The 19,506-nt window shown below is 43.7% G+C and carries 17 protein-coding genes and 1 other annotated feature (1 of these 18 running past the window's edge); of the genes, 15 read left to right on the plus strand and 2 right to left on the minus strand.

Features of this window, described 5'->3' with window-relative positions; all coding sequences use genetic code 11:
• Nucleotides 1-12 precede the first annotated feature (12 nt).
• From safA to DVB69_RS10115, 8 genes are all read left to right on the plus strand, one after another.
• Nucleotides 13-1,149, plus strand: coding sequence for a SafA/ExsA family spore coat assembly protein (gene safA / locus DVB69_RS10080; protein ID WP_158541075.1), 1,137 nt, complete (start codon nucleotides 13-15; stop codon nucleotides 1,147-1,149).
• 6 nt (nucleotides 1,150-1,155) lie between these two features.
• A complete protein-coding gene (locus tag DVB69_RS10085; RefSeq protein WP_116018985.1) occupies nucleotides 1,156-2,043 on the plus strand; it encodes an aminoglycoside phosphotransferase family protein in 888 nt (295 codons plus the stop codon).
• A gap of 115 nt (nucleotides 2,044-2,158) precedes the next feature.
• Nucleotides 2,159-2,767, plus strand: coding sequence for a Holliday junction branch migration protein RuvA (gene ruvA, locus DVB69_RS10090; protein ID WP_116019265.1), 609 nt, complete (start codon nucleotides 2,159-2,161; stop codon nucleotides 2,765-2,767).
• Between the two features lie 43 nt (nucleotides 2,768-2,810).
• A complete protein-coding gene (gene ruvB / locus DVB69_RS10095; RefSeq protein ID WP_116018986.1) occupies nucleotides 2,811-3,815 on the plus strand; it encodes a Holliday junction branch migration DNA helicase RuvB in 1,005 nt (334 codons plus the stop codon).
• A gap of 28 nt (nucleotides 3,816-3,843) precedes the next feature.
• A complete protein-coding gene (gene queA / locus DVB69_RS10100; protein WP_116018987.1) occupies nucleotides 3,844-4,896 on the plus strand; it encodes a tRNA preQ1(34) S-adenosylmethionine ribosyltransferase-isomerase QueA in 1,053 nt (350 codons plus the stop codon).
• Nucleotides 4,896-6,035: a tRNA guanosine(34) transglycosylase Tgt gene (gene tgt, locus DVB69_RS10105; RefSeq protein ID WP_116018988.1), complete on the plus strand. Its 1,140-nt coding sequence runs from the start codon at nucleotides 4,896-4,898 to the stop codon at nucleotides 6,033-6,035. Before queA ends, tgt begins: the two co-directional genes overlap by 1 nt.
• 36 nt (nucleotides 6,036-6,071) lie before the next feature.
• Nucleotides 6,072-6,347 (plus strand): preprotein translocase subunit YajC, encoded by a 276-nt coding sequence (gene yajC / locus DVB69_RS10110; protein ID WP_116018989.1) that lies wholly within the window; start codon nucleotides 6,072-6,074, stop codon nucleotides 6,345-6,347.
• Nucleotides 6,348-6,460: 113 nt separating this feature from the next.
• Nucleotides 6,461-7,102: a DUF421 domain-containing protein gene (locus DVB69_RS10115; protein ID WP_116018990.1), complete on the plus strand. Its 642-nt coding sequence runs from the start codon at nucleotides 6,461-6,463 to the stop codon at nucleotides 7,100-7,102.
• Here DVB69_RS10115 and DVB69_RS10120 read toward each other — a convergent pair.
• Nucleotides 7,093-8,613 (minus strand): putative polysaccharide biosynthesis protein, encoded by a 1,521-nt coding sequence (locus DVB69_RS10120; RefSeq protein WP_116019266.1) that lies wholly within the window; start codon nucleotides 8,611-8,613, stop codon nucleotides 7,093-7,095. The genes DVB69_RS10115 and DVB69_RS10120 overlap by 10 nt on opposite strands.
• A gap of 100 nt (nucleotides 8,614-8,713) precedes the next feature.
• Between DVB69_RS10120 and DVB69_RS10125 the strand changes: the two genes are divergently transcribed.
• The 7 genes from DVB69_RS10125 to dtd all read left to right on the plus strand — a co-directional run bounded on the left by DVB69_RS10125 (nucleotide 8,714) and on the right by dtd (nucleotide 17,696).
• Nucleotides 8,714-9,031 (plus strand): post-transcriptional regulator, encoded by a 318-nt coding sequence (locus DVB69_RS10125; protein WP_116018991.1) that lies wholly within the window; start codon nucleotides 8,714-8,716, stop codon nucleotides 9,029-9,031.
• A 118-nt stretch (nucleotides 9,032-9,149) separates the two neighbouring features.
• Nucleotides 9,150-11,426, plus strand: coding sequence for a protein translocase subunit SecDF (gene secDF, locus DVB69_RS10130; RefSeq protein ID WP_116018992.1), 2,277 nt, complete (start codon nucleotides 9,150-9,152; stop codon nucleotides 11,424-11,426).
• 118 nt (nucleotides 11,427-11,544) lie between these two features.
• Nucleotides 11,545-11,889, plus strand: a complete 345-nt coding sequence (locus DVB69_RS10135) for a LapA family protein (RefSeq protein WP_116018993.1) — start codon at nucleotides 11,545-11,547, stop codon at nucleotides 11,887-11,889.
• A gap of 105 nt (nucleotides 11,890-11,994) precedes the next feature.
• The gene (gene recJ / locus DVB69_RS10140) at nucleotides 11,995-14,346 is read left to right on the plus strand and encodes a single-stranded-DNA-specific exonuclease RecJ (protein WP_116018994.1); all 2,352 of its coding nucleotides are present in this window, start codon (nucleotides 11,995-11,997) and stop codon (nucleotides 14,344-14,346) included.
• Entirely contained in the window at nucleotides 14,337-14,849 is a 513-nt protein-coding gene (locus tag DVB69_RS10145; protein ID WP_116018995.1) for an adenine phosphoribosyltransferase, read from the plus strand. The genes recJ and DVB69_RS10145 overlap by 10 nt, the downstream gene beginning before the upstream one ends.
• Before the next feature lie 190 nt (nucleotides 14,850-15,039).
• Nucleotides 15,040-17,238, plus strand: coding sequence for a RelA/SpoT family protein (locus DVB69_RS10150; RefSeq protein WP_116018996.1), 2,199 nt, complete (start codon nucleotides 15,040-15,042; stop codon nucleotides 17,236-17,238).
• 17 nt (nucleotides 17,239-17,255) lie between these two features.
• Nucleotides 17,256-17,696: a D-aminoacyl-tRNA deacylase gene (gene dtd / locus DVB69_RS10155; protein WP_116018997.1), complete on the plus strand. Its 441-nt coding sequence runs from the start codon at nucleotides 17,256-17,258 to the stop codon at nucleotides 17,694-17,696.
• A gap of 45 nt (nucleotides 17,697-17,741) precedes the next feature.
• Here dtd and DVB69_RS10160 read toward each other — a convergent pair whose 3' ends face one another.
• Entirely contained in the window at nucleotides 17,742-19,280 is a 1,539-nt protein-coding gene (locus DVB69_RS10160; protein WP_116018998.1) for an N-acetylmuramoyl-L-alanine amidase family protein, read from the minus strand.
• Between the two features lie 116 nt (nucleotides 19,281-19,396).
• Nucleotides 19,397-19,506, plus strand: a binding site (T-box leader) (it continues 126 nt past the right edge of the window).

Consider the following 19,506-nt stretch of genomic DNA (forward strand, 5'->3'; position numbering starts at 1 on the left):
GGACTTTACAGAGTGAATGTCCATATCGTTGTAAAAGGTGACACGCTTTGGAAGATAGCGCGTCAGTATGGAATTTCGTTTGAAGAATTGAAAAAGGTGAATGCACATTTAGCCAATCCAGACTATATTGTGCCGGGTATGAAAATTTTCCTACCGGAAGGCAAGGGAACGAAGCATCCTGAAAAGCATGGGGGGCAAGAAAAACACCCGCAACACCATGAAAAGCAGCCACAACATCATGAGAAGCAGCCGCAACACCATGAGAAACAACCGCTTCCCCATGAAAAGCATCCGCAACATCATGAGAAGCCAATGAAACCAGCAGTACCGCCTATACCAAAACCTACACCACCAGCACAGAAGCCGCAAACAAAGCCGACACCACCGCCAGCACCTATGCCAAAGCCTGAGGTAAAGCCACAACCTGCTCCAAAACCGGAAGTGAAACCACCTCCGATGCCAGTTCCGCCTCCAATGCCGGAAGTGAAGCCGATACCTACACCAGAACCGCCGACGTGCGAGGCACCACCAGCACCACCGATGCCTCCGGTACAGCAACAACCGATGATCCATCCGATGTTCATCGGAGTTCCTTGCGGTTGGATGCCGATTTATGACGCGGATTGTCACCCGTATTCGCATCCGATGCAGCACCATATGCATCAACCGATGGCACCACCAATGATGCCTCAGGTACCTGTACAACCGCCATTTTGGAACGTACAACCCGAATCATCCGATTGTAAAGATGAGTCACCGATTATGGCTGGCCAAGGCCCTGGAGTATCACCGAATCATTGCGACAGTATGAAGATGTGGGAATCTCCAAATGTTCAAATGCCGAACATTGAATCATCCAGTTTCGACTTGTCACCACCTGCGTACTGTCCACCTGAACAGGGGTATGTACCGCAACAGATGCCGCAACAAGGACAGTATCCGTACAATCAGCAAGTTCCAATGCAAGGCATTCAAGCTGCACAGCATCCACAATACATGCATTTATGTTCGTCATGTGGTTCCAATATGTCGCCCACTCCATATTACGGGATGCCGATGATGGGAATACAGCCTTATTATGGAGGCTATCCACAAATGGGATATCCTCCGCAAGGAAACTATGGGCAAAACCAACCAGGTTCGTATTGATCGGCCGTGGAAGTTGGAAAAAAACTTTCACGCATTAAAGAAAATGTATGGCGATTAGAAGAGGATGGTAAGGAATATTCCGTGAAGCGCTATGCGGATGTTCGGGATGCCATTAAAATCAGGGAAATACATGAACTGTTGCAGACAGTGGGATATCCATTTTGTACACCCATCACGACAAAAGGAAATGCACACATTGTCGTCCAGCCATGGATAACGGATGCCATCCCAGTAAATTTTACAAAACAATCTGACCGGAGGGCTTCCTTGAAAGCATTGGATGCTCTCCATGAGACCGAATCTGTTGTGGATTGGGAATCGCTTCCTTTTTTAAAAACGTACGCATTGTTGGATAAATGGAGTTGGCGACTAAAGAGGTTTCTTGGTAACCGACCTACTATTGTTTCCTACCTCGGGGAAGATGCCGTCGATCAGATTGAACGGTATAGCGAGCAAGCACTTGCTCGCTTATTAACCTCAACTGCTCGAGATGTGCCCCATACGCTCCTTCACGGAGATGTGGTCCATCACAATCTATTGAAAAACACTGAGGGAACTGTTAACTTAATAGACTTTGATTTAGCATGCACAGGTCATCCTGATGTTGAAATTGCGTTATGGCTTCATCGAGTACTTCCGAAAGTCGATTATAATGCACCGCTATTGTTTAATGAAGAACCTAGGTTGCAAGTACTGGGGCAGCAGCCGATCGCCATGTTGCAGTATCCGAATGAGGTGTTACGAGAATGGTCGTATTTGACCACACTTCCTGAAGAACGTCAACAGATATTAGCCCAACAGCTCATTCCGTTTACTGAGTTGGCATTGACTCGCTGGCCACAACTATGTCGGTTTTCCAACAACTTACTTGGACACGATCCTGATCTCCCATAAGGACTGCCAGAAGCCGTATGTGATACGTCTGGCAGTTCTTTTTGGTGATTAGACTGAGCTGAATGGCGCGTTCATGTGGTATACTTAAAGATAAGAATCTAGGGGGTAAATGGCATTGTATGATTACATAAAAGGGTTCGTTACCCGAGTGACACCAGAATATATTACGATTGAAAATGCAGGAATCGGTTATCAAGTGTTAACACCGAATCCCTATGCATTTCATGTAACGCAAGCAGAACAGCAAATCTTCATTCACCACCATGTGCGGGAAGATGCACAGTTGCTCATGGGTTTCCTATCGTTAGAGCAGCGCGAATTATTCCGGAAACTGATTACGGTATCTGGAATTGGCCCTAAGGGGGCACTTGCCATTCTTTCAAGTGGGGTTCCCTCACAAGTAATCAGTGCAATCGAGCGGGAAGACGAAGCATTTCTTGTGCAGTTCCCAGGGGTCGGTAAGAAGACGGCGCGCCAAATGATTTTGGATTTAAAAGGCAAATTGGTGGATCTCTTTACGGAGTTGGACATGCCTGAAGACGGTGGAAATACCCTGTTCACTCTGACAGAAAACGGCGCACTTGAAGAAGCAATGCTTGCTCTGGAAGCGCTTGGGTATTCGGCGAGAGAAATAGCAAAAGTCAAAAAGGCGCTCGAAAAAGAGGAATTGTCAACTGAAGGTTACATGAAGCGGGCACTGCAATTATTACTGAAACAGCAGTAAGAAGTCTGTAATTATTGTGCTCGGTTGAAAAGGAGGGAGAACGATGGATTCACGCGTACTTTCAAGTGAACTTTCGGATTTTGATGAAGGATTTGAACAATCACTGCGCCCTCAAAGATTGGTTCAGTATATTGGACAAGACAAAGTGAAAGACAATTTATCTATATTCATTGAAGCAGCTCGGGGACGAAGTGAAAGTTTGGATCACGTGCTATTATATGGACCACCTGGTTTAGGGAAGACGACGCTTGCTGCAGTAATTGCGAATGAAATGGGCGTCAATCTTCGCATGACAAGTGGCCCAGCAATTGAACGTCCCGGTGATTTGGCGGCAGTCGTTTCGTCATTGGAACCAGGAGATGTCTTGTTCATCGATGAAATTCATCGGTTGAATCGGTCGATTGAAGAAGTACTGTACCCTGCGATGGAAGACTTTTGTCTCGATATCGTCGTGGGTAAAGGACCTTCTGCCAAATCGATTCGTCTCGATTTGCCTCCGTTTACATTGATTGGGGCCACGACACGGGCAGGGTCACTCTCTGCGCCGCTTCGGGATCGGTTCGGCGTTCCATTACGTCTGGAATACTATGACATTGAACCGCTACAGGAAATTGTCATCAGGAGTGCAGGGTTGTTCGATGTAAAAATCGAAGACCAGGCGGCTGTAGAAATCGCACGTAGGTCAAGAGGAACCCCGCGTATTTCAAATCGGCTGCTTCGTAGGGTGCGAGACTATGCTCAAGTGCGAGGCAATGGTACAATTTCTCTCGACATCGCAAAAGAAGCATTGGAAATGTTACAAGTGGATTCCCATGGACTTGATCATATCGATCATAAGTTATTAACGGGAATGATTGAGCGCTTCCGAGGTGGGCCAGTTGGATTGGAAACTCTTGCTGCAAGCATCGGGGAAGAGTCAGTCACACTTGAAGATGTCTACGAACCCTATCTATTGCAAATCGGGTTCATTCAACGGACCCCACGTGGAAGAGTTGCGACACATTTGGCGTATGAACACTTTGGCTATCCACTACCTGAAGAACGCTGACTTTACGACATTAAGGAGATTAGATGAAATGGATGTACATGATTTTGACTTTGACTTACCACAACGGTTAATAGCACAGACGCCACTTGCGGATCGAACTGCAAGCCGGATGCTTGTGTTGAATAGTGAAACAGGAGAAGTTGCACATAAACACTTTCGTGCGATTGTCGATGAGTTGGAAGCAGGCGATATGCTCGTGCTGAATGACACGAAGGTGTTACCAGCGCGGTTGATTGGCGTGAAAGAAGAAACGGGTGCTTCTATCGAAGTCCTATTACTGAAAGAAACCGGTGACAATGAATGGGAAACGCTCGTCAAACCTGCGAAACGAGTGAAGCCAGGAACGATTATTACGTTTGGGGACGGTCGATTGACCGCTGAATGTATCGGCGTTGCTGATCAAGGCGGACGGACGTTCAAGTTTACGTATGAAGGTATATTCTACGAACTTCTTGATGCGCTTGGTAAAATGCCTCTTCCTCCATATATTACGGAATCGCTTGATGACCAATCACGCTACCAAACTGTGTTTGCAAAAGAGCGTGGTTCTGCAGCAGCCCCAACGGCGGGACTGCATTTCACGGAAGAAATTTTGGATGAGCTCCGCGCTAAAGGGGTCGGTGTAGAATTCATCACACTGCACGTGGGGCTCGGAACATTCCGTCCAGTGAGCGTTGACTCGATTGAAGATCACGAAATGCATGCGGAGTACTACCAAGTAACGGAGCATACGGCTTCCGCTATTAATCGTACGAAAGAAGCAGGCGGACGAGTGATTGCAGTTGGTACAACGTCCACCCGTACACTTGAAACAATTGCAACTGAATATGATGGCAAGATTGTCGCAGGTTCTGGATGGACGTCTATTTTCATTTTCCCAGGCTATGAGTACAGAGCGGTGGATGGCCTCATTACGAATTTCCACTTACCGAAATCGACGTTAGTTATGCTTGTATCCGCCCTATCTACTCGAGACTACATTTTAAATGCTTATCATCAGGCGATCGAAGAAGAGTATCGATTCTTCAGTTTCGGAGATGCGATGTTCATACGACCGTCTAGAAAGAAGGAGAACGAATAATGCCAGCAGTTACGTACGAACATATTAAAACATGTAAGCAAACAGGAGCACGCCTCGGAATCGTCCATACGCCGCACGGCTCTTTTGAAACACCGGCATTCATGCCAGTTGGAACAATGGCTACAGTCAAAACGATGTCACCTGAAGAATTGAAGGAAATCGGTGCCGGCATCATTTTGAGCAATACGTATCACCTATGGCTTCGTCCGGGGCATGAAATTATCCGTGAAGCAGGCGGACTCCATAAATTCATGAACTGGGATCGACCGATTCTTACAGATTCAGGCGGTTTCCAAGTGTTTTCGTTAAGTGATATGCGCAAAATCGAAGAAGAAGGCGTTCACTTCAGACACCATTTGAACGGAAGTAAGCTATTCTTGAGTCCCGAAAAGGCGATGGATATCCAAAACGCACTAGGTTCTGATATTATGATGGCGTTTGATGAGTGCCCACCTTTTCCAGCGACGTATGAGTATATGAAATCGAGTGTTGAACGGACTTCCCGTTGGGCAGAACGTTGTCTGAATGCACATCAGCGTCCTAACGATCAAGGACTTTTCGGAATCGTACAAGGTGGCGAATTCGAAGAGTTACGTAAGCAAAGTGCTAAAGATCTTACGTCTCTAGATTTCCCGGGTTATGCGATTGGTGGCCTATCTGTCGGCGAACCAAAGGATATTATGAACCGTGTGCTTGAATTTACGACACCATTGTTACCTGCAGACAAACCACGCTATTTAATGGGAGTCGGCTCTGCGGATTCTCTTATCGACGGTGCGATTCGTGGTGTGGACATGTTCGACTGTGTATTGCCCACGCGAATTGCGCGGAACGGAACATTGATGACGAGTAATGGACGCGTTGTTATTAAGAACGCAAAATACGAACGGGACTTCGGTCCGATTGATGAAAATTGCGATTGTCATACTTGTAAAAACTATAGTCGTGCATACATTCGTCACCTAATTAAATGCAATGAAACTTTTGGTCTGCGTCTTGCGTCATATCATAACTTGTATTTTTTGCTCAATTTAATGGAGCAGATACGGGATGCAATCCGGAATGATCGCCTCGGCGATTTCCGTGAAGAGTTTTTCGAACAATATGGTTTCAACAAACCAAATGCAAAAAACTTTTAATTCTTGTATACTAGTCAAAGTAGGGGGGGATTTTAGATGAATGCAACTTTAGTAAATTTGCTGCCGTTCGTAGCGATGATCGCAATTATGTGGTTCTTGCTCATTCGACCAGCACAAAAACGCCAGAAATCAACAAAAGAAATGCAGACAAACTTGAAGCGTGGAGATAGTATCGTGACAATCGGTGGATTACACGGGACAATCGACGCAGTCGACGAAACTTCTGTATTTTTGAAAACTGCAGACGGCGCTGTATTGCAATTTGATCGTCAAGCTGTCGGTCGAATTACAGATAGCTCAACCGCTATTTAATACTGAAATTGAACGTGACCTGCCCGGTTAATGGGCAGGTCTATTTTTATGCCTGTATCCGTTTAAGGGAATGCTCTCCTGGGCAAGCTACCAACGATAAGGAGGGTGTCGTTATGCATGATTTAGCAATTATTGGTTTTCGTACATTACTGCTGTATGCGCTCATAGTTCTCATCCTTCGATTGATGGGAAAGAGAGAAGTCGGTGAATTAAGTGTCATTGACATCGTTGTATTTGTTATTATCGCTGAAGTGGCAGCGTTTTCGCTTGACTCCCCAGACACAAAACTTATTAACTCGATCCTTCCCATGCTCGTTTTGCTCGTTATTCAGTATGTGTCGTCTTGGATTTCTTTGAAAAATAAGAAGTTCCGTGACGTTGTCGACGGTGACACGAGTGTCATTATTCAAGATGGGAAAATATTAGAGGAAGAGATGCGGAAACAACGCTACAATTTAGATGATTTGTTTCAACAATTGCGCGAAAAACAAATTGGCTCGGTATTTGAAGTTGCATACGCATACCTAGAACCGTCTGGAAACTTAGCTGTTTTCAAATATGGAGAAACAGCACCCGTTCTGCCCTTGATATCAGATGGAGATATCGATGCTCAACATTTAAGCATCCAGGACAAAACGGAAGACTGGTTACTAGCAGAGCTTCGAAAAAAAGGAATTGAGGATCCGAAGCAAGTTTTTTACTGTTCGTATGAAAATGGAGAGCTCAAAGTTCAACTGAAGCAAGCTTATTTGTAACTGGCAAATAGTTTCTTGAGATGCCGCAGGTCATTTCGCTGTAATTGTCCCGTGAAAAATAGGACAACAACAAGAAATACTACAGTAATCCCGCAATCCAACCAAAGACCATAATTGCCGATGGGAAGAAAGATCGGTCGCATGATGGCAGTTATGATGAACGAGGCATAGGGAAGGGCAAACATCGTAAATCCGGTGTCCGTCTTTCTATTTTTCCTCAATGTTGCAATATGTAGGAACGAGGTGATTAAAACACCAAATCCAATTGCCAAAATTGCACCTGTTTCTTGAAGACCTGGTTGTGAAGCGAGGACGAACATGACAACCAATTTGGCAATTCCGCCGTACACAGAGTTCATCATAGCCGCTTTCGCTTCATTTGTGGCTTGCAGGATGGAAAACAAAGGACCTTGAATGTAATAAAAGAAAAAAATCGGGGCAAGTATCCCCATATACGATGCACCTTTCGTTATATGGAACAGAGTTTCTGCCATCTCTTTACCGTGTAAGAAAAATAATGCTGCTGCAAAAGTACCTGTTAATGCAGACAGCCGGAGCGATAAGTGAATACGTTCTTGGAGCTTACTAATATTCCCCGATGCGGATGCACCGCTGACAGCGGGAATGAGTACGACTGAAAGCGCATAGGAAATGAACGACGGAAACAGCAAAAGTGGAATGAGCACTCCTGAAATAACACCATATAGAGATGTAGCTGCAGCAGCAGTAATACCCGATACTGCAAGTGCACGTAAAAAGATGATCGGTTCTAAAAACCAAGTAAACGTTCCGAATAAACGACTTCCTGAAGAAGGTAAAGCAACAGAAAGCAAAGGTTTGAGTGGATACGGTCCGTCCTTGTCGAGTAGAGCAGGGATATTTTTTTTGTGTTTTTTGTATTTTAGCCACAAATAGAATACGGATCCAGCTTCGGCTACTAGTGTAATCGCCATAGCAATGGCTGCATTTAAAGAAGTATTTCCATCTACTAGGAAATATGGGAGTAGCCAAGTGATAAGAATAATCCGAATGAATTGTTCAAGGATTTGCGACCAAGCCGTTTCTTCCAATCGAGCGATTCCTTGAAAAAACCCTCGAATCAACCCACCAATTGCCGCTATTGGTATAATTGCAATCCCTACATAAAGTGTTGTAGCGGTTGCAGAATTCCCCAATAACGTTCCCGATAGATAAGGGACGAATAAGACAGATAGCGGAAGAAAAATCAACCCCGTACATAGTGTAATGAATGTAGAAGTCCGCATCACTTGTGAAAAACGGGCAGTTTCACCTTTAGCTTTCAGCTCAGCGATAACTTTTGCAATGGCAATTGGGATGCCAAGTTGTACGAGAGATAAGAAAAAGATGAATGCTGGAAAGGCCGTCATATAAATACCGACTGCTTCTTCTCCAGCAACTCTCATAAACTGAATCCGATAGACAAATCCAAGTACTTTTGTCATGAAAACCGCAATCATCAAGATGACTGTCCCGCGAATAAATGAAGACAATGAAAACAACTCCTTCTCAAGTACAAGCAATTCATATACACTACTAGTATGCGGAAACATGTACATTTACAACTCTCTATTAAAGAAGGGATGAACGTGAGTGGATAACAAATATGAGCAATTGTTTGACCATGTCCGCCCTGCAATTGAAAGTAAGATGAACGAATTCCACTTTTACGGCTATTCGACCGTCACAGAAGCAGATATTTGGAAATACTGTGTCCGGAAAAAGTGGCGCAAGCGAAACATCAGTGAAATGAGGACGTACGAGCTCATCAATGATGTCATGGAACTCACACCTGCTGAATATATGACTTACACCCAAATTGAAGAACAGCGGGGATCTAATTGGTTTTCAGATTTGAATAGCGAGGAGCTGCAACTATTGCTTTCCCCTAAAAAGAATTCAGATAATTAGGCTGATATATAATTAGCATTTGACACGAGAGTCTGACTGTCTCATAATTGTTGTGTTGATGTTTCTTTCGTACATAACAGAGTAATACCGCTTTACATATAGAGGGGGAAAAAGGATCATGAAGAAAAGAGGACGGTTGGTCGCCTTTTTATTGTTGCTCGTCATTTTTGCAGCAACGATTGGCAGTACAGCGAACCCAATTTTAAAAAATGTTAAGTTAGGCCTGGACTTACAAGGCGGTTTCGAAGTCTTATATGAAGTTCAGCCATTGAAAACTGGATCGAACAACAAAAAAATTACTGAAAATGTCGTTGCAGATACTGCGAAAGCCCTTCGTAACCGGGTTGACGTACTTGGTGTCAGTGAACCGAGTATTCAGATTGAATCCAACAATCGGATCCGTGTCCAGCTTGCTGGTGTTGAAGACCAAAAGAAAGCACGTGAATTACTTTCGACACAAGCAAATTTAACGTTCCGTGATGCGGATGATAAATTATTGCTTGACGGAGATGACTTGAAAGCAGGTAAAGCGAAAGACAACTTTGGTGAAGGCGGTAATCCGGTCGTTACACTCGAGATGAAAGATCCTTCCAAGTTTGCTCAAATTACATCAGAAGTCGCTGCAAAAGCGCCTGAAAACGTGATGGTCATCTGGCTGGACTTTGAAGAAGGTAAAGATTCTTACAAAGAAGAAATGAAAAAGCCAACACCACGTTTCATTTCAGCACCATCTGTACGTCAAACGATCAATTCTTCAAGTGTTGAAATTTCCGGTAATTTCACAGTTGAAGAAACAAAAAATCTTGCCGGTATTTTGAACGCAGGAGCACTTCCTGTGCATCTTGAAGAAGTGTATTCGACCTCGGTCGGTGCGCAATTCGGGGAAAAAGCATTGAACCAAACGGTGACAGCCGGTATTATCGGTGTTTCACTGATTTTCATCTTTATGCTCTTGTACTACCGTATTCCAGGACTTGTAGCAGTAATTACACTTTCCGTGTATATTTTCTTGATCATGGTTGTCTTTACACTCATTAATGGTGTACTGACATTACCAGGTATTGCGGCCTTACTACTCGGGGTAGGTATGGCAGTTGATGCCAACATACTGACATACGAGCGTATAAAAGAAGAACTCCGCGTTGGACGCCCGATAAAATCAGCGTTTGCAACAGGAGCTAAAGAATCCTTTACCGCGATATTAGATGCCAACATTACAACACTTCTAGCAGCTGTAGTTTTGTTCATCTTCGGGACAAGCTCTGTTAAAGGATTTGCGACAATGCTCATTATTAGTATTGCCGTCAGTTTCTTAACGGCTGTATGGGGAGCTCGTCTACTTCTTGGATTGCTCGTTCATAGCGGGTTGTTTGATGGGAAGACAAGTTGGTTCGGAATTTCACCGAAACGCGTTCACCCTGCAGAAGAGCATGTAGATACGCTCGAATTGACTACGAAGTTCGATCGTTTCGATTTTGTTCATAACCGTAAGAAATTCTACACACTTTCAATCGTTTTACTGATTGTAGGTGCGATTATCCTAGGTATCTTTAAATTGAACTTAGGGATTGACTTCTCTAGTGGTACGCGTGCTGAAATTCTTTCAGAGAGCGCGGTAACGAAAGATGAAATCAGTTCGTACTTGGACGACATCGGTTATCCAACCGACGATATTGTTATCTCTGGAGATAAGCACAATATCGGTGTTGCTCGATTCAATGAAGAGTTCAGTCAAAAACAAGTAGCCGACATCAAAACTAAAGTTACTGAAAAATATGGTTCTGAACCAAATATTTCAACTGTATCCGATAAAGTCGGTAAAGAATTAGCGAAAAATGCGATCCTAGCATTGATTTATGCAGCAATTGGGATCATCATCTATGTCGCATTCCGTTTCGAATGGCGGATGGGTGTTGCAGCGATTCTTGGACTCCTTCATGATGCATTCTTCATGATTGCGATCTTCAGTATTTTGCGTTTGGAAGTGGATATCACGTTCATCGCGGCTGTATTGACGATTGTCGGGTATTCCATCAATGACACCATTGTTACGTTCGACCGGATACGAGAAAACCTTCATAAAATTGGTCATTTGGACAACGAGAATGAATTGGCGGATATTATCAACAAATCACTTCGCCAAACACTCGGTAGATCTGTGAATACCGTATTAACTGTATTGATTGTCGTCGTTGCGCTTATTGCATTCGGTGCAGATGCGATCCGACCGTTCTCAATCGCATTGCTGATTGGACTCATTGCAGGTACGTATTCGTCCATCTACATTTCCGCTCAAATCTGGTTTGACCTGAAAAAACGTGAAATTAAGAAACACGGTAAACTCAACACTGTCAAAGAAAAGAAAGAATGGGGATCCGACGAACCTGTCGTATAATTTGTTTCAACGATTCCTGTAACAGGTATACTTAGGTATACCTGTTTTTTTATGCACTTGGACTAGAAGGTAAATACGTTACTCTCATTCTAAGTCCTATTCAGAGGAGGAAAAGCTTATGAAATCCCAATGGATGCTATTATTCGGCCTATTATTTGCACTCATCATTTCAGTGTTCGCTGTATTCAACGTTGACAAGGTTCCAGTCGACTATGTGTTTGGTGAGGCCCATTGGCCACTTGTCCTAGTCATTCTTGGTTCTGCATTGCTCGGTGCTCTCACGAGTGGACTTTTCAACGTTTTTCGTTCAGTTAAAACACGACATGAAGTCAAAGTACTCAAAAGGACAATTACAGAAAAAGAAAACACAATCGCCAACCAACAAAACGAAATTGCGATGCTTCAAAAATCACCAGAACTCGCAAACGAAGTTATTAGCGATTCGTACGATGCTAAAAAGTAATACAACAAACGTCTTTGCAAATCTCGCAAAGACGTTTTTCTTTCGGATGGAATCCTTTCAGAAATCATCTGTAGCCGGTATAATACCTATAAGGAAGTGAATGCATTGATTAAATCAAACAAAAATTGGAAGATACATAGACCAGACGAAGCTGTTGTTGAAAGCTTGATGACGGAACTGAAATTACCTTCCCTTCATGCGAAAATTTTGGCATCCCGTGGGTTTCAAAATTCCGAAGCAGTCAAAAAGTTTCTAACGACAGATGCAAGCGTTCTACATGATCCATTTCTTTTGTATGACATGGACAAAGCTATAGCAAGAATTCAAGCAGCTATTGAGAATGGTGAGCATATTGTAGTTTACGGTGACTACGATGCCGATGGTGTGACTAGTGTTTCCGTCCTGACAACGGCGTTAGAAAGAAAGGGCGCTGATGTCTCCTTTGTCATTCCCAATCGATTTGAACACGGCTACGGACCCAACAGTGAGCTGTTCCAAGAAATTGCAGACCTTGGCGCATCTCTCATTATTACAGTGGATAATGGTATTTCTGGAATCGAACAGACCGCGTTCGCGAAATCGATTGGTCTTGATATTATCATTACAGATCACCATGAAATCGGAGAATCCTTACCCGAGGCAGATGCTGTCATACATCCAAGACATCCTGAAGGAAACTATCCATTTGGAGAGCTTGCAGGCGTAGGCGTTGCGTTCAAACTAGCAACAGCTCTTCTAGGTGAGGCACCTCTTGATCTACTCGAATTTGCGGCAATCGGAACAGTAGCAGACCTCGTCCCTCTATTGGATGAAAACCGGTATTTCGTGAAAGAAGGGATTCGTCGTCTCCGTATGTCAAGTCGTCCAGGAATTCAAGCTCTCGCTAAAATTGGGGGAACGGAACAACGCCAATTCACCGAAGAAACGATCGGCTTCATGGTCGGACCACGTCTCAATGCACCAGGACGTTTAGGAGACGCAGATCCTGCTGTTGACCTGTTAAAAGCAGAGGATAACAGCGTAGCTACTGGAATTGCAAACGAGCTGGACCGTCTCAACAAAGAACGCCAAGCCCTCGTTAATGGTATCACTGAAGAAGCGCTCACAATGATCGAAGAAAATTACGGATCCGCCATTCCACATGTGTTCGTTCTCGCTAAAGAAGGATGGAATCCGGGTGTTATCGGAATCGTTGCATCCCGGTTGACTGAGAAATTTCACCGACCTTCAATTGTACTAGCAATAGACCCAGTTGCTGAAACTGCAAAAGGATCTGCGCGTAGTATCGAGGGGTTTGACCTTTATCAGGAACTATCCAAGAACAAAGAGCTCCTTCCGCACTTTGGTGGACATGCAATGGCTGCTGGTATGACACTTGCCCTAGGGGATGTAGACACTCTACGGGAGCGTTTGAATGCTCAAGCAGCACAAGTGTTAACAGATGACCAACTTATTGCCACTATACAAATTGACGTTCCACTTACAATCGATGAAATTGAAGTGGACGTATTGGAATCATTGGAACAGTTACGTCCGTTTGGAATGGCTTTCCCAAAACCGATGTATATGATTGAGCAGATTACAGTCGGTTCCATTCGGAAAATCGGTTCAGCAAAAAATCATTTAAAACTTGAACTCGAAGATGGCTCAAGTAAACTAGATGCCATCAGTTTCGGTTCCGGAGAACTAGCTGATGAAATGACACACGGAATGTCGCTTATGGTGACGGGCGACTTGCAAGTGAATGAGTGGAATAATTTTAAAAAGCCACAAATCTTACTTCAAGATATTCGTTCTGATGAGCGTCAAGTATTCGACTTAAGAGGAATTCGTGATCCACTTCGATGGATACATACAATTCCAAAGGAAAATACTCTCTATATTGCGTTCCAACCTCAAACGAAAACTCACTTCTTGCCAATTCTTCAAGGCAAAGAAATCACGATGTATGAAGAACGTCAGGTAAATGGAACGATAGAACACATTGTGTTGCTTGATATGCCTGAACAACAAGAACAGCTTGAGTCGTTACTGAGTGAGTACGATCCAGGTAGAATATATGCCCATTTCTATGCACCGGATTCGCGTTATTTTGACGGCATTCCAAATCGAAAAGACTTCGGTTGGTACTTCAGCTTTTTGAAAAAAAGAGAGACTTTTAATTTAACCGCCCAAGCAGAACAGCTAGCAAAACACAAAGGTTGGAAATTAGACACGATTTATTTCATGTCGAAAGTGTTTTTTGATTTAGGATTTGTTAAGATAGAGAATGGTGTTGTTTATGTCGAACCCACAGCAGGCAAGCGGGACCTTGCCGAAGCACCTGCTTATCATGAGCGGAAAAGCCAGATTGAAATGGAAGAACGGATGCTGTATGCTCCTTACCATGAGCTGAAGCAATGGTTCCAAAAGGTGCATCAAGAGATAGTCATCAAGGAGGAAACAGTATGGACTTGAAACAATTCGTAACAGTAGTTCCCGATTATCCGAAAAAAGGGATTAGCTTTAAAGATATTACAACGATCATGGATAATGGGGAAGCCTACAAATATGCAACTGACCAAATCGTGGAGTACGCAAAGAAAATGGACGCAGAACTGATTGTTGGACCTGAAGCACGAGGTTTCATCATCGGATGTCCGGTTGCCTATGCACTTGAAATTGGCTTTGCACCAGTTCGTAAACCAGGAAAGTTACCGCGCGAAACGATCGCAGTGAACTACGATTTAGAATACGGAGTTGACCAGTTAACGATCCATAAAGATGCCATCAAACCAGGACAGCGCGTTCTTATTGTGGACGACCTTCTAGCTACTGGCGGAACAGTCGGAGCGACAGTTGAACTTGTTGAAAAGCTTGGGGGAGTAGTAGCGGGATGTGCATTCCTCATCGAGCTTACTTACTTGGATGGCCGAAGAAAATTAGAGAATCATGACGTTCTTTCTCTTATGAAATACTGATTTCTTCCTCCTTCGCAAAATTTGCGGAGGAGTTTTTTATTTTACAATGGGTTGGTGCAAAATTAGATTGAGACATCGTTTTGACACAGTGATAGCACTCTTTGAATTCATTTCTTTACAAATCTTCTATTTTCGCCATACAATAGAGGTATGTTTATTTTTTCGGAAATTGCTTGAAAGAGGTGAGAGAATGGCTAAACATCAGGATTTAACAGCAGAGGATATATTTGAACTTGTCGGTTCCTATATGAATGACGAACACGTTGCATTTGTCGAAAAAGCGTACGAAGCTGCAAAGAGAGCACATGAAGGTCAATTCAGAAGTTCTGGAGAGCCTTACATTCTCCATCCGGTGCAAGTAGCCGGGATTCTTGCAGAACTTCAGATGGATCCTTCGACAGTTGCTGCAGGTTTTTTGCATGACGTTGTAGAAGATACTGAAATTTGCAGAGAAGACATCGTGAAGAGCTTCGGGGAAGAAGTCGCGATGCTTGTAGATGGCGTTACCAAACTTGAAAAGTTAAAATTTAAATCAAATGAAGAAAAACAAGCCGAAAACCACCGCAAGATGTTTATCGCAATGGCTCAAGATATTCGGGTCATTCTCATAAAATTGGCAGATCGTTTGCATAATATGAGGACGTTAAAGTATGTAAAAGAAGAAAAACAACGTCGAATTTCTGCGGAAACGCTTGAAATATTTGCACCGCTTGCGCATCGACTCGGAATATCTGCGATTAAATGGGAGCTAGAAGACATTGCCCTTCGTTATTTAAACCCTCAGCAATATTACCGCATCGTCAACCTCATGAAACAAAAGCGCGTAGAACGTGAAAATTACTTGAAAAATGTCATGGAACAAATTCATAGTGAAATTGGAACGATGGACATTCACGCTGAATTATCGGGACGACCGAAGCATTTGTACTCCATCTATCGGAAAATGGTCTTGCAGAAAAAAGAATTCAACGAAATTTACGATTTGTTAGCTGTCCGCATTGTCGTCAAAAGCATCAAAGACTGTTATGCCGTCCTAGGTATCATCCATACGCTATGGAAGCCTATGCCAGGGCGCTTCAAAGACTACATTGCGATGCCTAAGCAAAACCTGTATCAATCGTTGCATACGACTGTTGTCGGTCCTGCAGGCGATCCGCTGGAAGTGCAAATTCGTACGGAAGAAATGCACAAAATAGCTGAATTCGGGGTCGCTGCACACTGGGCGTATAAAGAGGGAATCACTGCAGATCATCCTGATACGATAGACTCTAAATTGACTTGGTTCCGTGAAATCTTGGAAATGCAAAACGAATCATCGAATGCAGAAGAGTTCATGGAGTCATTGAAATTCGATTTGTTCTCGGACATGGTCTACGTATTCACACCTGAAGGGGACGTAATCGAACTTCCAAAAGGTTCCGTTCCAATCGACTTTGCATATCGTGTCCATTCAGAGGTAGGAAACCGTACAATTGGTGCGAAAGTAAATGGTAAAATGGTTCCACTTGAGACGGAATTATTTACAGGAGATATCGTAGAAGTATTAACGTCTAAACAATCGTTTGGTCCAAGCCGTGATTGGTTAAAAATCGCAAATACTTCTCAAGCCCGTAATAAGATCCGTCAATACTTTAAAAAGCAATTGCGCGAAGAGAATATTTATCGTGGAAAAGAATTGCTAGAAAAAGAAGTGAAACAACAAGAGTATGTACTACGTGAAGTAGTCACACCAGAAAGTTTACGACGCGTGATTGATAAATACAGTTTTACATCTGAAGAAGATATGTATGCAGCAATCGGCTCAGGTGGAATAACAGCTCAGCAAGTTGTCAATCGAATGACAGACAAAATCCGTAAAGAACGGGAACAGAAAGATGCGATTGATAAGATCGTATCTGAAATAAAGACACAGCCACCACAACCCATGACTGAATCAGGTGTTGTCGTGAAAGGGCTGGAAAATCTGCTCATCCGACTCTCAAAATGCTGCAATCCGGTTCCAGGGGATGAAATAGTTGGGTTCATCACAAAAGGGCGTGGTGTATCGGTTCACCGTGTGGATTGTCCGAATATCCATGCAGATGGGGAGCAAGGGGATCGCCTAATAGACGTTAGTTGGGCAGTATCAGGTACTGAAAGCGTCAAGAAAGAATTCCAAGTGGATATTGAAATTACCGGTTATGATCGACAAGGCTTGTTGAACGAAGTGATGATGACGGTAGTGGATACAAAAACATCGATTGTGGCGGTTTCCGGAAAAGCGGATCGTGTAAAAATCGCGCACATCAGTATGTCCATTAAAATAACGGATCTGCAACATTTGCAACGTATAGTTGATAAAATCAAGCAAGTCCGGGATATCTACTCCGTTCAACGTATTATTAATTAACAACGAGGTGTCATAACATGAAAGTAGTTCTTCAACGTTCGAAGAAGGCATCTGTGACAGTTGCTGGCTCTATAACAGGTGCTATCGATCACGGCTATGTCCTACTCATCGGCGTGACGCATACTGATACACATGAAGACGCTGCATATATTGCAAAGAAGATCGCGAGTCTCCGATTGTTTGAGGATGAAGACGGAAAGATGAACCGATCCATCGATGAAACAGGGGGAGCCATTCTTTCGGTTTCGCAATTCACGCTTTACGGCGATACACGTAAAGGCAGACGTCCAAGCTTTATAGAAGCCGCGAGACCGGAAACGGCAGAACCTCTTTACGATTATTTCAACGAACAGCTCCGCGCTCATGGTTTGACGGTGGAAACGGGTATGTTCGGGGCAATGATGGATGTTGCTCTCGTGAACGATGGTCCGGTAACACTAGTTGTAGAATCCAAATGAAAAACGTCCGCAGCAGCCAGATGGTAGGCTTGCAGCGGACGTTTTTCATTGTGCGTCAAAATAATGAAGAAGGCCTTTATATATTCCTTGAGAAGCTTGTTCACGGAAGTAAGCGCTCGTAAGAATACGTTCCTCAGAGGAGTTCGACAAAAATCCTAATTCAATGAGGACAGCTGGTAATCCATTTTCACGGAGGACTAAATAATTAGCATGCTGTGTACCTCGGTTCGGCAAATCAATAGAACTCGAAAGTCCTTCATTGACGGCTTGCGCGAACGGCTGTTGGGTAGACTGTGTATAGTACGTGGTGAATCCTGTTATAGATCGATCCGGATTCGCATCATAATGCAAGCTGACGAACGCATCGGCACCTTCTTGGTGAGCAATGGACGGCCGCTTTCTTAGCGACACATAAGTATCCGAATTTCGTGTCATAACGACAGTAGCCCCAGCATCTTTCAACTTACCAGCTAGAAGTTCAGCCGTTTGTAAGGTTAAGTTCTTTTCATCTGTTCCACGTGTACCTGTTGTTCCTCTGTCATTTCCTCCATGGCCAGGGTCCAGCGCGATGGTGATGCCCTTCAAAGTGCCTCGCACTCGCTTTGTTTTTTTTGGAAACTGATTTGTTGATGGGGTGGAAGCTTCAGAAGAGTTGACAACCCATTCAGCGACGTATGCAGTGCCGCCAGAAGGTAGTTTGATTTCATACCATTCTTCGTCCTTCTTCACTACTTGGAACACATCTCCAGCGTCTGCGCGTAAGGCAACGTCTGAGGAGGTAGTAGGTTCTACTCGGATATTTGTCCCGTTTGTAACTATTGAGACAGTTTTTGCAGAGTTACTTGAAGTTTTCGAGGTCTTGCTTGAAAGCTCACCATGGAACGAGTAAACCCACCCCGACTTTTTACCTGACAACGAGATTTTGACCCAATTGCCGTCAATTTTTTGAATAGGATAGGTGTCATTCTTGCTCACAGTCCCGATTCGTTTTGAAGTCTGATCAGGCTTTTTACGGACATTTAATTTGTTTACAATTACTGTAAACGTATTGGCATCCATAACTTGGGGTTTCTCCGACTCGGAAACGGTTTGCTTTTGGTCTGCATCTACTTCAGTTATGTATGTCGTGTGGACCCAACCTTCCATGCCGTCAACGATAATTGAAGCCCATTCTCCTTGGTATTCAACCAGTTTAGCCAGATCACCGGAACGTAACTTTCCGATAGCTGCAGAATTTACGGATGGAGACGATCGGATATTCAGCGAATCGACACGGGAGACGATGGTCTTGCCTTCATTGGAGCCACGCTCATTGGACTTGGTGAGCCAAGAAGCAATCCAACCAGTTTCACCATCAACCGATACTTGGAGCCAATCATCTGAACGATCAAGTACTTGAACTTTTTGTCCGTCTTTCAACTTTCCTATTAAGGAATAGGTGAGCCCCGGTCCTGAACGCACATTTAGCGTAGGAGAATCGACAACGACCGTTTGTCCTGAAGAATTTGCAGTAGCAGGTCGTGCATCTAGCAGCGTTACCGATAACAATAGGATAGCGACTACTAGTTTTGCAAGTTTCGCCATTTCATCACTCTCCTTTCTCATTATTGTAAAAGAGATTGTCGAAAAAGACTAGAGGAAATGAAAAAGGTTGACACATTTACAGCAGATGGTACTATTATTGTTAACTACATGAAGCATTCATGTCGATGACTTGGAAAGTAATCAAGACTGTGGCTGACCAGAGAAGGGCGGACGTGGCTGAAATCCCCCTGCAGACTAACTTGATGAACAACACCAACGAGACTCT

Origin of the sequence: Sporosarcina sp. BI001-red (genome assembly GCF_003384035.1) — a bacterium.
GTDB lineage: Bacteria > Bacillota > Bacilli > Bacillales_A > Planococcaceae > Sporosarcina.

Coding starts and splice junctions, on each gene's coding strand:
- DVB69_RS10135 (WP_116018993.1), top strand. CDS start 11,545: ATGAAATCCCAATGGATGCTATTATTCGGCCTATTATTTGCACTCATC.
- yajC (WP_116018989.1), top strand. CDS start 6,072: ATGAATGCAACTTTAGTAAATTTGCTGCCGTTCGTAGCGATGATCGCA.
- DVB69_RS10145 (WP_116018995.1), top strand. CDS start 14,337: ATGGACTTGAAACAATTCGTAACAGTAGTTCCCGATTATCCGAAAAAA.
- secDF (WP_116018992.1), top strand. CDS start 9,150: ATGAAGAAAAGAGGACGGTTGGTCGCCTTTTTATTGTTGCTCGTCATT.
- DVB69_RS10160 (WP_116018998.1), bottom strand. CDS start 19,280: ATGGCGAAACTTGCAAAACTAGTAGTCGCTATCCTATTGTTATCGGTA.
- DVB69_RS10115 (WP_116018990.1), top strand. CDS start 6,461: ATGCATGATTTAGCAATTATTGGTTTTCGTACATTACTGCTGTATGCG.
- dtd (WP_116018997.1), top strand. CDS start 17,256: ATGAAAGTAGTTCTTCAACGTTCGAAGAAGGCATCTGTGACAGTTGCT.
- tgt (WP_116018988.1), top strand. CDS start 4,896: ATGCCAGCAGTTACGTACGAACATATTAAAACATGTAAGCAAACAGGA.
- DVB69_RS10150 (WP_116018996.1), top strand. CDS start 15,040: ATGGCTAAACATCAGGATTTAACAGCAGAGGATATATTTGAACTTGTC.
- queA (WP_116018987.1), top strand. CDS start 3,844: ATGGATGTACATGATTTTGACTTTGACTTACCACAACGGTTAATAGCA.
- ruvB (WP_116018986.1), top strand. CDS start 2,811: ATGGATTCACGCGTACTTTCAAGTGAACTTTCGGATTTTGATGAAGGA.